Annotated in this window: 10 protein-coding genes and 2 tRNA genes; 10 read left to right on the plus strand and 2 right to left on the minus strand. The window is 35.5% G+C overall.

What is annotated here, in order from left to right:
* Positions 1-10 precede the first annotated feature (10 nt).
* The 7 genes from nhaB (at position 11) to FVB9532_RS04990 (ending at position 5,037) form a co-directional block, all read left to right on the plus strand.
* Positions 11-1,480 (plus strand): sodium/proton antiporter NhaB, encoded by a 1,470-nt coding sequence (gene nhaB / locus FVB9532_RS04960; RefSeq protein WP_150544102.1) that lies wholly within the window; start codon positions 11-13, stop codon positions 1,478-1,480.
* 84 nt (positions 1,481-1,564) lie between these two features.
* Positions 1,565-2,257, plus strand: coding sequence for a MotA/TolQ/ExbB proton channel family protein (locus FVB9532_RS04965; protein WP_150544103.1), 693 nt, complete (start codon positions 1,565-1,567; stop codon positions 2,255-2,257).
* Between the two features lies 1 nt (position 2,258).
* On the plus strand, positions 2,259-2,648 hold the full coding sequence (locus FVB9532_RS04970) for an ExbD/TolR family protein (protein ID WP_150544104.1): 390 nt from the start codon (positions 2,259-2,261) through the stop codon (positions 2,646-2,648).
* Positions 2,649-2,652: 4 nt separating this feature from the next.
* On the plus strand, positions 2,653-3,534 hold the full coding sequence (locus tag FVB9532_RS04975) for an energy transducer TonB (protein ID WP_150544105.1): 882 nt from the start codon (positions 2,653-2,655) through the stop codon (positions 3,532-3,534).
* 14 nt (positions 3,535-3,548) lie between these two features.
* Entirely contained in the window at positions 3,549-4,769 is a 1,221-nt protein-coding gene (locus tag FVB9532_RS04980; RefSeq protein ID WP_194716490.1) for a bifunctional folylpolyglutamate synthase/dihydrofolate synthase, read from the plus strand.
* 70 nt (positions 4,770-4,839) lie between these two features.
* Positions 4,840-4,914 (plus strand) — tRNA-Val (locus tag FVB9532_RS04985).
* A gap of 48 nt (positions 4,915-4,962) precedes the next feature.
* Positions 4,963-5,037, plus strand: a tRNA-Val gene (locus tag FVB9532_RS04990).
* 8 nt (positions 5,038-5,045) lie between these two features.
* Here FVB9532_RS04990 and FVB9532_RS04995 read toward each other — a convergent pair.
* A complete protein-coding gene (locus FVB9532_RS04995; protein WP_150544107.1) occupies positions 5,046-6,320 on the minus strand; it encodes a UDP-N-acetylmuramoyl-tripeptide--D-alanyl-D-alanine ligase in 1,275 nt (424 codons plus the stop codon).
* Between the two features lie 66 nt (positions 6,321-6,386).
* Positions 6,387-8,057, minus strand: a complete 1,671-nt coding sequence (gene gldJ, locus FVB9532_RS05000; protein ID WP_150544108.1) for a gliding motility lipoprotein GldJ — start codon at positions 8,055-8,057, stop codon at positions 6,387-6,389.
* 208 nt (positions 8,058-8,265) lie between these two features.
* Here gldJ and porU point away from each other — a divergent pair, with 208 nt between their 5' ends.
* From porU to cdd, 3 genes are all read left to right on the plus strand, one after another.
* A complete protein-coding gene (porU, locus tag FVB9532_RS05005) occupies positions 8,266-12,039 on the plus strand; it encodes a type IX secretion system sortase PorU (RefSeq protein ID WP_150544109.1) in 3,774 nt (1,257 codons plus the stop codon).
* A gap of 40 nt (positions 12,040-12,079) precedes the next feature.
* Positions 12,080-13,249 carry a type IX secretion system outer membrane channel protein PorV gene (gene porV, locus FVB9532_RS05010; protein ID WP_150544110.1) on the plus strand — a complete coding sequence of 390 codons (1,170 nt, stop codon included), beginning with the start codon at positions 12,080-12,082 and terminating at the stop codon, positions 13,247-13,249.
* A gap of 89 nt (positions 13,250-13,338) precedes the next feature.
* Positions 13,339-13,821, plus strand: a complete 483-nt coding sequence (gene cdd, locus FVB9532_RS05015; protein ID WP_150544111.1) for a cytidine deaminase — start codon at positions 13,339-13,341, stop codon at positions 13,819-13,821.
* The last annotated feature ends 48 nt before the right edge of the window (positions 13,822-13,869 follow it).

Consider the following 13,869-nt stretch of genomic DNA (forward strand, 5'->3'; position numbering starts at 1 on the left):
AACTTAAAAAATGTTGCGAAATTTTTTGGGCAATAGCCCGTTATGGTTGAAATATACCATAATCTCTTTTTTGGTCTTAAATGTTTTTTTTAATTTTTTGTTAGGACCAACGATTACCGCTTGGCTATTTATCGCAGAATTTATTTTCTGTTTGGCGATGGCTTTAAAATGTTACCCTTTGCAAACCGGTGGTTTGTTAGCTTTAGAAATTTTAATTTTAAAATTAACTTCTCCGGAAGCAGCAAAACATGAAGTCGTGCAGAATTTTGAAGTCATCTTCCTGCTTATGTTTATGGTGGCAGGGATTTACTTTATGAAACCTTTGCTGATGTATATTTTTAGTAAGGTATTTACTAAAATCAAATCGAAGCTTTTTCTTTCATTACTCTTTTTGTCGCTTTCGGCAATACTTTCCGCATTTTTAGATGCGTTAACCGTCACCGCTGTATTAATTAGTGTGGCTGTTGGTTTCTATGGAGTTTATCATAGAATTCAATCGGCAGATACAGACTATAATGATAGCGGTGTTTTAGATAGAAAAGAATTAAGTGGAGAAACTCTAGAAGAGTTCCGTTCATTTTTAAGAAGTTTGATTATGCATGGAGTGGTTGGTACTGCTCTCGGAGGAGTTTGTACGTTGGTAGGAGAACCTCAAAATTTGCTTATTGGTGAAAAAATGCAATGGGATTTTATAGATTTCTTTGTGAAAATGGCTCCGGTTACTCTTCCGGTTTTAGTAGGCGGTTTGCTTACTACGGTTATTTTAGAAACCACAGGGTGGTTTGGTTTCGGTCAGAAACTTCCTCGGGTAGCAAGAATAATTATTGAAAATTATACCGATGAACAAGATAAAAATAGGACTTCTTCAGAAAAATTTGGATTAGTCGTTCAGGCGATATCTGCGGTTTTACTAATCTTCGGATTAGCGATGCATATTGCTCCAGTTGGTATGATTGGTTTAGGCTTAATTATTGTGCAAACTGCTTTTATGGGAATTACCGATGAGCACAGTTTGGGAAAAGCTTTTGAAGAAGCATTGCCTTTTACCGGACTTATCGTAGTGTTTTTTGTGATTGTAGCGATGATTCACCAACAGCATTTGTTTCATCCAATCATCGATTGGGCTTTAACTTTTGATTTGAACAATCAGCCTGCCATTTTTTATGCTGCCAACGGACTTCTTTCTTCTATAAGTGATAATGTATTTGTCGCGACGGTTTATATTGGGGAAGTGAAAAATGCTTTTGAACATGGGGATATTACAGCAGAACATTATGAGAGTTTAGCAATTGCCATTAATACGGGTACTAATTTGCCAAGTGTAGCTACGCCTAATGGTCAAGCAGCTTTCTTGTTTTTATTAACCTCTTCTTTAGCGCCATTAATTAACTTATCATATTTAAAAATGGTAAAGATGGCTTTGCCCTATACTATTGTATTAACCGGATTAGGTTTATTGGGAATTTTGTTTTTTTTGTAATGAATTAGAAATAACTTAGCTTTATGGCAGAGATTATAATTTCTGAATTTATTTAACGTTATCTTTATTAAACTGACTTAACATATGCTAGCTACATTTTTGCAACAAGCGGCTGAAGAAACAGCCGAGCAAATGCCAGAAGAAAAGACCTTGTCTTTTATTGAATTAATCCTAGATGGAGGTATTGCAGGTACTGTTGTGATTGCCATTCTATTTATTTTATTAGTCGTGGCCTTATATATTTATTTTGAAAGACTGTTCGCTATAAAAGCAGCTTCAAAGACCGATAATAATTTTATGGCCCAAATTAAAGATCACGTTGCTAATGGCAATATCGAAGCCGCAAAAATTAGATGTGCGCAAGAAAATTCTCCCGTAGCTCGTTTAACAGCAAAAGGAGTTTCTAGAATCGGAAGCCCGTTGGAGGATATCAATACCGCTATTGAAAATGCAGGTCGATTGGAAGTTTATAACTTGGAGAAAAATGTTTCCATTTTAGCAACTATTGCCGGAGCAGGTCCTATGATTGGTTTCTTAGGTACTGTAATTGGTATGGTTTTAGCTTTTCATGAATTAGCTTCCAGTAGTGGTCAAGCAGAAATGGGAACCTTAGCCGAAGGAATTTATGTAGCGATGACAACTACCGTAGCAGGTCTAATTGTAGGTATTATTGCTTATATTGGCTATAATCATTTGGTGGTGAAAACAGATAAAGTAGTACATCAAATGGAAGCTACTGCTGTAGATTTCTTAGACTTATTAAACGAACCTGCTTAATATGAATTTAAGAGGAAGAAATAAAGTAAGTCCAGAATTTAGTATGTCTTCCATGACAGATATTGTGTTTCTGTTATTGGTCTTCTTTATGCTAACTTCACCTGCGGTAACCCCTGAAGCATTAGATTTGCTTTTACCCAAAGCGAAAGGAAAAACTTCTAATAAACAGAATGTAGCCGTAAGTATTAATAAGGATTTGGAGGTTTTTATTAATTCAGAAAAAATAAATCAAAACCAATTGGAGTTGGAACTTCAAAAACGTTTGCGGGGTGAAGAAGATCCCACCATTATTTTAAGAGCAGAACAAAGTGTTCCTATTCAAGATGCGGTTAATGTAATGGATATTGCTAAAAGAAATAAATACAAAATTGTATTAGCGGTGAAACCGTAACTATATGGCTTTTTTTGAAACTAAATATGAAAAGAAATCGGCAACGATTACGGCAATTATCTCAGGAGTAATCCTGATTTTGTTGTTTTTGTTCGGTTTTACCTATTTAGACCCGCCACCGGAAAATGGGATTGCGGTTAATTTTGGAACTTCAGACGTGGGCTCAGGAGAGGTTCAACCCACCGAACCGGTAAAATCTGCTCCGCAGCAAAGCACTTCACAGCCTACACCACCACAACCTACCGAAACAACACCTGAGGTAAATGAAAAGGTGACCACGCAGGAGACTGAAGAGGCTCCGGTGATAAAAGAGGAAGAAGAAAATAAAAAAGTCAACGAAAAAAAACCGGAAGAGAAACCGAAGGAAAAGCCTGTAGAGACTAAAGAGACTCCCAAAAAGGTAGAAGAGAAACCTGAAGAGGTGAAAAAGCCCGATCCTAAACCGGATAAAAATACTTCAGATGCGTTAAACAGTTTGATTAACGGACCTAAAAAAGACGGTAAAGCCAATGGAGGAGAAGGTAATGATAATCAATCTGGAGATAAAGGAGATCCTAATGGTGACCCTAATGCTACTTCTTACTATGGACAAGGAAAAGGACTCGATGGCGACGGAAACTACCGTTTAGGTGGTAGAAAAGCTTTGAATAAAGAAAAGTTTGTACAAGATTGTAATGAATCTGGAATTGTGGTCGTTAAGATTGAAGTTAATCAACAAGGTAAAGTGGTTAATGCAATTCCCGGAGCTAAAGGAACCACTAATAATGCCAGTTGTTTAATGGAGCCTGCTAGAAGAGCTGCCTTAGCTACCAAATTCAACGGTGATGCCAATGCCCCCGTAAAACAAACCGGTTATATAGAATACGAATTTAAGCTTTCCGAATAGGTATTCCTTTTATGATTTCATACCAAGAAACCCTTGATTGGATGTTCCAGCAACTTCCAATGTATCAAAGGCAAGGTAAGACCGCCTTTAAAAAAGATTTAATCAATATTTTAAAGTTTTCAGAAGTACTTCAGCAGCCGCAGAATAACTTCAAATCTGTTCACGTAGCAGGAACCAATGGTAAAGGCTCTACCAGTCATATGTTAGCTTCGGTTTTTCAGGAAGCGGGCTATAAAGTTGGTTTGTATACTTCACCACATTTAAGGGACTTTCGGGAACGAATCAAAATAAACGGCAAGGAAGTTTCAGAAAGTTTTGTAGTTGATTTCATTCAGAAGCATCGCAACTTTTTAGAAACACAACAATTATCCTTTTTTGAAATGACCGTAGGAATGGCATTTCAATATTTTTCTGAACAAGAAGTGGATATCGCTATTGTTGAGGTTGGGATGGGTGGAAGGTTGGATTCAACCAATATTTTGACACCAGATCTTTCTGTTATCACCAATATCGGTTTGGATCACACACAATTTTTAGGAACTACTTATCGGGAAATTGCCGCCGAAAAAGCCGGAATTATCAAAAAAAATATCCCTGTTGTTATTGGGGAAACGAACGCTGAGACTAAAGAAGTTTTTATCGCAAAAGCAAATTCCACTAAAAGTTGTATTCTTTTTGCTGAAGATAATGATTTCTCCTCGATCTTAGAATCTGATTTAAAAGGCGAATACCAAAAATATAATCTAAGAACTGTTTTGTGCGCTTTAGAAGTGCTTACATCTAAAGGATGGCAGTTAGGTAATTCTGCTATTGAAGATGGATTAAAATCGGTAAAAAAGAATACCGGATTGAGAGGGCGTTGGGATGTTTTAAAAGACAAACCGAAAGTGATTTGTGATACGGCTCATAACAAAGAAGGCCTGACTTATGTGATGAATCAATTAAGTAAACAAAAATATGAGCATTTACATATCGTATTAGGAGTGGTGAATGATAAAAATCTAGAGGAAGTTTTACCTCTATTTCCTGTAGAGGCGAGTTATTATTTTGCTAAACCTGCTATCCCACGTGGACTTGATGCTGAAGAATTAAAAAAAAATTCAGAAAAATTTAAGCTAGAAGGAGAGGTTTATTCTTCTGTTCAAAATGCGTATTTATCTGCTAATGAAAAAGCTAAAAGAAATGATTTGATATATGTCGGCGGAAGCACGTTTACAGTAGCTGAAATAATTTAAAAAAAAATATTTTTTTTGTTTGGTTGAATGTAAAAAACGATTATATTTGCACTCGCATTACAGCAACAGAGGGCAATTAGCTCAGTTGGTTCAGAGCACCTCGTTTACACCGAGGGGGTCGGGGGTTCGAATCCCTCATTGCCCACAAAAAAACCCGAAGTGAAAACTTCGGGTTTTTTATTTAAAATGAAAAGGGCTATTAACTCAGTTGGTTCAGAGTGTCACGTCGACAACGTGGAAGTCACTGGTTCGAATCCAGTATAGCCCACTTTTTATTTATATAAAATCTAATACTCTTTCCAGTTTCATCCCTCGTGAACCTTTTATGAGGATGGTTGAATTTTTAATAGTTGTATTTTTTAGATGTTTTGAAAGCGATTCAAAATCTTTAAATTTTTGAATGTTATTCGTGTGGACTCCGTGGAAATTACTTCCACAGACATAGGCTTGAGAAAAATTATATTCTTCTAATAAGTTAACGATGTTTTGGTGTTCTTCTGAAGCTGTATTGCCTATTTCAAACATATCTCCTAAGACAACCACTTTGTTTTTGGTATCCATTGCTTTTAAGTTTTCTAAAGCAGCTTTCATACTGGTTGGATTAGCGTTGTAAGCATCAAGAATAATTTGATTAGTATTCTTTTGGATGATTTGTGATCTGTTGTTGTTAGGGGAATATGTTTCAATGGCTTCTTTTATAGCTTGCTGTGGTACTTTAAAATATGATCCTATACAAATAGCTGCAGCGATATTTTTAGCATTGTAGTTTCCGATTAATTTGGAATGTATTTCCAGTTCTTCGGTGGATATTTCAACATACGGAGAGGCTTTTACAAAAGTAATTTGGTAAGTGGCTTCATTTCCTTCGCTAAAAGAAATAACTTCTGTGCCTTTGCTTTTTTCAACTTGTATTTCATCATCATAATTGATGAAGATGGTCTTTTCATTTTTGATTAAATGTCGATAAAGTTCGCTTTTGCCTTTGATGACTCCTTCTACGCCTCCAAATCCTTCTAAATGGGCTTTTCCAAAATTAGTGATATATCCGTAATCTGGTTGAGTGATTTTGCAAAGCGCTTCAATTTCGCCTTGATGATTAGCGCCCATTTCTACAATACCCATTTCGGTTTGTTTGTTCATAGAAAGCAAGGTGAGGGGAACTCCAATATGGTTGTTGAGATTACCTTGAGTGGAAACGGTTTTAAATTTCTTGCTTAGAACTTCTCTAATAAGTTCTTTAGTGGTGGTTTTACCATTACTTCCGGTAATGGCAATTATAGGTATGTTCAAGAATTTCCGGTGGTAATTAGCGAGCTGCTGTAATGTTTTTAGGCAGTCTTTTACTTGAATAAATCGATTGTTATTGGTTTCTTTTTTTTCGTCAATAACAACATAATTAGCTCCATCTTCTAAAGCGCTTTTGGCGAAATTATTTCCATTGAAATTATCTCCCTTTAAAGCGAAAAAAATATTTCCTTTTTTAAGTTTTCTAGTGTCGGTACAAATTCCTGTACTTTCTAAAAATAGGTGGTGTAGTTGATTTATTTCCATAGAATAAAGATATAAAAAAAGCCCTCTCGTTAGAAAGGGCTTTTGAAAACAATTGAAATTTTTTATTTAATCTCTTGCTCTTTTTCCTTTTTGAGATTTAGAGCCAACACGTGACATCGCATTTCTGAAACCTATATAATCGGTTGCCATATCTTGTGGGAAATATCTTCTTTGTGCAGGATCTAACCAATATGCTCTATCTCTCCAAGAACCTCCTTTAAATACTCTAACTTCGTTGTCGATTAAAGTGGTTCTGTCAGAATTAGTATCATACTGTCTATCTAATCCTTTAGATGTTCCGGTAGAATCTATAATAGCGTTTACTTGATGTTGAGGAGAGTTGTACATTCTTTCGTTAGTTGTTGACTGTCCGTAGTATCTTGAAGAGGCTTTATCTCCATCTCTAAAGTCTCTGTTGTCGCTATCAGTAAATTGCGTTCTTAGGTAGGTGTCTTTTTCAGTTACTGCTTCTTGAACAATTTCACCAGGTAAACTTCTCGCTACAATACTACCGTTGCTTAAGGTGTCAAATACAATAGAGTCTGAAGTTACTAGTTTAACGGTACCGTCTTTGGAAATAGCATTCTTGGTAAATACATTTCCTCTGTAGTAGTTAAAGTCGTTAAATTCATCATCTATAATAGGTCTGTAAACATCAGCAACCCATTCAGCTACGTTACCAGCCATATCATAAAGTCCAAAATCATTAGGGGGGTATGATTTGATTTCAGCAGTAATATCTGCTCCGTCATCACTCCATCCTGCGATTCCTCCATAGTCACCATTTCCTTGTTTAAAGTTGGCTAATTGGTCACCTCTTTTTCTTCTTCCCCCTTGACGGGTATATTGTCCGTCCCAAGGATATTTTTTTCTACCTCTATATTGGTTGTATTCTCTAATTCCTGAAAGGCCTAAAGCGGCATATTCCCATTCTGCTTCGGTTGGTAAACGATAAGCAGGTAAAAGAACACCGTCTTTACGTTGTATGAAACTATGTGTGGAATCTTTTTTGTCTTTACCAATTAATTCTACAAGTCTTTCGCTGTTTCTTCCTTTGCTTAAGGAGTCATTCCCGCCATATACTTTAGTAGGAGCGTTAATATAGGTTTCAGTATTGAAAGTTGTATTAGCATCGGCAGCATATCTTGCGTTCTCACCGATATAACCTTTTTCTTCAAGATTCAATTCGTTTACACGATCTGTTCTCCACTTACTAAATTCAGTTGCTTGAATCCAATTCACACCTACTACCGGATAGTTTTGGTAGGCAGGATGGCGTAAATAGTTATTGGTCATGGTTTCGTTGTATCCTAAACGGTTTCTCCATACCAATGTATCAGGAAGGGCTCCTTTATAAATGTTGGTGTATTTTTTTTCTGTTGGAGGAAACGTTAGTTTTAACCAATCTAAATATTGTAAATACATACGGTTGGTCACCTCAGTTTCATCCATGTAGAAAGATTGAACATGTTGTTGAGTAGGACTGTTGTTCCAGTCATGCATTACATCGTCTTGAACGCGTCCCATAGTAAAGGTACCTCCTTCAACAAAAACTAAACCGGGTCCGGTTTCTTGTCCTTTATAGTCGGTTTGATACTTCAGTGAGCCGTCTTTTCCGTCGAGTCTCCATCCAGTGGCTCTAGAATTGTCTTTGTAGTCTTTAGACTTGTTACAGCTTACTACAGAGGTAGTTAGCGCAACAATCATCATCGTTTTAAGAGCAATATTAAATCTCATAATTACAATAAGGTTTGTAAAATTTGGGTTTGCAATATAGTAATTAACGCTAAATTAACAAGATTGTTTTGTTAATTAGTGAAAAACCTTTAGTTCTGTTAGCACTTTTATAACGATAACTTACCATTTTTAGTGCATTGTCAATATAAAAATTTATTTTTGAAGCTTTAAATATAATACAATTATTTAAATACCGTTACTATTGTCGATGAAGTTTAAAATTACATTTTTTTTATTAGGCTGCTGTGCGTTTGCTTTTGCTCAACAAAAAACTTTTTCTGTGAATTGGGGGGCGTGGGATTCATCGTTAGAAGAAAAAGAGGTTTCTGGTCTTTCGTTGTCTTATGATCATGAAACGAAAAGTTTTCTTTATCAAAATCAATGGAAGAGTGGAAGTGTTTCTGCTGAAGGAATTTCAAATGTTAATTATGTTTTGGCGCCGGCATCAATTTTAAAAAAAATAAATATTTCAGAAGTTGTTTCAGAAATTGAATTTGAACTTGATAATGCTAAAGCGAGAGAGGAATCGTATGCCGTACTAAGTTTAAACCCTATCGTGAAAAGACAGGGGAATATTTATTTGCTTACTTCTTTTGTACTTAATTATCGAAATTCGGTTAGTTCGGCAAGAACTTTTGATACCCCTTCTATGTCAAACTCCATTTTTGCTACAGGAAATTGGTATAAGTTTTATGTAGAAAAAACCGGTGTTCATAAAATCACTAAGCGCTTTTTGGATAATTTGGGGATGAATACTTCCGCTATAAATCCAAATCAACTTAAAATTGTAGGGCACGGTGGAGATATGCTTCCTTTGAGAAATGCTGATAATGAATATTATGATCCGCCTGAGTTAGCGGTTAAAGTTGTGGGAGGTGAAGATGGTAGTTTTGATAATGGTGATTATATTTTGTTTTATGGAAAAGCGGTTGATAATGGATGGAGTGAAGAAAATAAAACCAATTTAAATCTTTATGCAGATAAGTCTTACTATTATATAACTGCAGATGGAGCAAACGGTAATCGGGTTGCTACTTATGTAGAACCTTCAGGAGGTGTTTCAGTTACTTACAATACTTTTGATGATTACCAATATTATGAGGAAGATCTATATAGTATTGCTCATGTGGGGAGAAGGTGGTTTGGTGATCGTTACGATGTAGAAAATGAACAATCATACGATTTCACCTTTCCTAATTTAGTAACTTCAGAAGACTTAGAAATAAAGGTGTATGCCGCAGCAGTTTCAGAAATAGGGACTAGTATGGAGCTTAGCTTGAATGGAGATGCTCAAACACTTTCTTTTGCAGCAATTAATGATGATTTTTTTGGACAAAGTAATACGGCTACTTTTTTAGCAAATGTTAATAATGATAGTTTTACGGTAAATGTAACTTATAATAATAGTGGTAATCCTGCTAGTGTAGGTTATTTAGATTATATAAATATCTGGGCAAAAAGAGAGTTGAAGGTAGGGAATAGGCAATTGGGATTTAGAAATAGGGATGCAGCAAGTCAATCTGGTGTTGCTCTTTATAATTTAAGTAATACAAGTGAAGTAGAAGAAGTTTGGGATGTAACCAATATAACTCAAATAAGAAGTGTTGAGAATAATCAGCAGCCTAACTTTTCTTTTAAAGCTAATTTAGGGGAAATAAGGGAATATGTAGCATTGGTTTCATCAGATTATTATACACCATTGATTGATAATCCATCGGTAAAGAATGTGAACATTAAAGGGAATATTTTTTCTTTTAATGATTCTAATACTATAGATTATTTAATGGTAACACCTAAAGAACTTTCTCAACAAGCGACACGTCTAGCAGAATTTAGAAGTGAAAAAGATAATTTGAATATTAAAGTTGTTCTGTTAGAAGATATATATCAAGAGTTCAATTCAGGAAAGCAGGATATTGGAGCAATTAGAAATCTGGTAAAATATATTTACGATAATGCAGAAAGTCCATCGTCAAGAATCAAATATGTATGCCTTTTCGGAGATGCTTCAGTAGATTTTAAAAATAGATTGCCGAATAACAATAATATGGTGCCTGTTTATGAAAGGTTGTCATGGAATTCTGTAGGTTCAAGTTCTTCAGCTTCAGATGATTTTTATGGCATGATGGGTGCTAATGAAGGTAATTTAGAGCCGGGGTCTCCTGGGATTTTAGATATAGCGGTAGGGCGAATTTTAGCAGATAATAATCGGACAGCTAAAATCTTAGTGGATAAAATTATCGACTATGAGCGTAAAGAATCATATGGAAGATGGCGAAACAACTTTGTGCTTATCTCAGATGATGCAGATAAACCAGGTGATTACCAACTGCAAGTTGGGCTAGATCAAATAGGAGATGATATTTCACTAAATAAGCCTTTTATAAATGTGAAAAAGATTCATTCCGATGCCTATCGGCAGGTTTCTTCTTCAGGAGGTTTTCGCTATCCTGATGTAAATAAAGCGATAACCGAAGCTGTAGAAGTAGGTGCGTTGGTGGTGAATTATTTCGGGCATGGAGGTGAAAATGGGTTAGCACAAGAGCGAATCGTAACCATTAATAATATCAATAGTTGGCAAAACAAAGACAAGTATAATCTATTTGTTACCGTAACCTGCGAGTTTACCCGTTTTGATAATCCAACAGAATTATCACCTGGAGAATATAATTTATTGAATGAAAATGGAGGCTCAGCAGCAATGGTAACCACTACTCGTACCATAAGTGTCTCTACGGGTACAGATTTTAATCAGCAAATAGCACCTTTTCTTTTTAATTATGATGGTGGTGACGATTCAATTGCAGAAGCAGTAAGGAAGGCTAAAAACAATATAGGAGGTTCAGATAAAAGAGTAGTGTTTTATTTTGGAGATCCAGCTATGAAATTGGCTATGCCCGATCCTCAAATTAGGTTAACCACCATTAATGAGCAGCCCTTTTCTCCAGAAATAGATACCTTAAAAGCTTTGGGTAGAGTGAAGCTGGGAGGGGAAGTTCAAAATGCAGAAGGTGGTTTGCTTTCCAATTATAACGGTGAATTATCGACCGTGATTTTTGATAAGCGAATTGATAGAAGTACCCTTAATAATGATGGTGAAGGAGTTTTTGATTTTACGACCCTGGGGGAAATCATTTTCCGTGGAAAAGCATCCGTAAACAACGGTAAATTCGAATTTGATTTTGTGGTGCCAAAAGATATAGCTGTTCCAGTAGGGGAAGGGCGGATAAGTTTTTACGCTGAGAAAAATAATGAGCTTCAGGATAATACAGGTTATAATAATGAGATTTTGGTCGGAGGAATAAATGAAAATGCCCCGGAAGACAATTTAGGGCCAGAAATTCAGTTATATATGAATGATGAAAATTTTGTCTCTGGAGGAATCACTAATAGCTCACCTTTTCTTTTGGCAAAATTAAGTGATGAAAATGGGATTAATACAGCCAGTGGTATTGGTCATGATTTAGTGGCAATTTTAGATGGGGATGAAACTAATCCCTATGTAGTGAACGATTATTATGAGACAGAACTTGACGATTATACCCAAGGGACTGTCAATTATAAGTTAAGAGATTTGGAAGAAGGCTTACATACGTTAACTTTTAAAGCCTGGGATGTTTACAATAATTCCAGTACCGCAGAAATTCAATTTAGAGTTACCGGTGACGATGAGCTAAAAATCACAAGGGTATTAAACTACCCCAACCCATTTCATAACTATACAGAATTCTGGTTTAATCATAACCGTCCTTTTGAACCATTGGAAGTTCAGGTGCAAGTTTTTACCATATCCGGTAAAATTGTATGGACAAAAAATCAAACGATTACCACAGACGGTTTTTTGGCGAGGGAAATTACTTGGAATGGAAAAGATGATTTTGGAGATGCCATAGGTAAAGGTGTTTATGTGTATAAACTAACTGTAAAATCAACCTTAACAAACAAAAAAGTAGAGAAATTTGAAAAACTAGTCATCCTCTAGTTTAAATAAAAATATATATTTGCCAAACATTTAGTAATTTATGAGAAAGACGCTTACATTATTATTAGGATTTGTATTTATTTCAAATTATATAAGTGCACAGGAACAAACCGAAGCACCAACCATATCAGATAGAACCATCACAACTGCTGTTCCATTTTTATTAATATCGGGAGATGCTAGAGCTTCAGGTATGGGAGATCAAGGGGTGGCAACTTCGCCAGATGCATTTTCACAACAATGGAATCCAGCAAAATTTGCTTTTGCTGAAATTCAAAACGGAGTAGGAGTTTCTTATGTTCCTTATTTAAGAGAATTGGTGACAGATATCAATTTAGGAGTGCTTAGCTATTATAATAGATTGAATGAGAAAAGTGCTGTTGCGGCAAGCTTGCGTTATTTTGGTCAAGGAGAAGTAGAACTAAGAGAGACTCCAGATCAACAGCCGCAAATTGTAGAGCCTAACGAAATGGGATTGGATATTAGTTATGCTTTAAGATTGAGCGAGCGATTTTCTATGGCAGTTACCGGTAGGTACATACGATCTAATCTACAAATCCCAACAGGAAATAATGATGCTACAGCAGCAAATTCTATAGGCGTTGATATTTCAGCTTTTTATCAAAGTGAGGAAATAGCTTATGGTGATTTTGATGGTCGTTGGCGAGGGGGGATTAATATTTCTAATATTGGTCCTAAAATAAAATATGACGATAGTGGTCAAGAAAATTTTATTCCTACCAATTTTAAAGCAGGTTTAGGTTTTGACTTTATCTTAGATGCAGATAATACTGTAGGTGTGTATGGGGAAATGAATAAATTATTAGTGCCAACACCTTCCGATACAAATGGTGATAATAGAATTACAAATGAAGACGATTGGTATAATGAAAGTTCTATCGGAGCTATTTTCTCTTCTTGGAGTGATGCGCCGGGAGGTTTTAGTGAAGAATTAAAAGAAATTACTTGGTCGCTTGGAGCTGAATACTGGTACAGGGAAAGCTTTGCTTTTAGAGTAGGTTACTTTAATGAAAGTGAAGAAAAAGGATTTAGAAAATTTTTGACTCTTGGAGCCGGATTTAAGTACAACGCTATTAATATAGATGCGTCCTATTTGTTTTCAACCGCAAAAGCGGTGACCAATCCATTAGAAGGAAGTTTGAGATTCAGTTTGTCATTTAACTTCGGAGAAAATTATAATGAGTATTAGATTCTAAGAAGTTATAAAAGTTATAAATAAAAGTACCGGATTTTAATTCGGTACTTTTTTGTTTTATATTGGATGGTAATTCAATTAATATGACAGAAAAAGAAATTAAAACAAGCTATTTTGTTTACGATAATTTAGAAGAATTAGAAGAAGCTGATCAATCCCTTATGCAAAAAGCTTGTGGAATTAGAGATAAAGCCTATGCGCCTTATTCTAAATTTATGGTTGGGGCCGCCATTCACTTAGCAAATGGGGAAATAATTACCGGAAATAACCAAGAGAATGCTGCTTATCCTTCAGGATTATGTGCAGAGCGAAATGCTATTTTTCAAGCAGGGGCACAATTTCCCAATGAGAAAATTTTGACTATTGCCATTTCTGTAAAATCACAAAATAAAAAAGTGATTGTTCCCGCTCCACCTTGCGGAGCTTGTAGACAGGCCATTGCAGAATACGAATTTAAACAAGAATCCCCCATAAAAATTATGTTTATGGCAGAAATAGGTAAGGTTATTCAGGTAAACTCCCTTTTAGATATATTACCTTTAGCGTTTGATAGTAGTTATTTATAAAATGATCTCTATAATTAATCAAAAAGAGTTTTCTCGTTAAGACTTATT

Origin of the sequence: Mesonia oceanica (assembly GCF_902499555.1) — a bacterium.
GTDB lineage: Bacteria > Bacteroidota > Bacteroidia > Flavobacteriales > Flavobacteriaceae > Mesonia > Mesonia oceanica.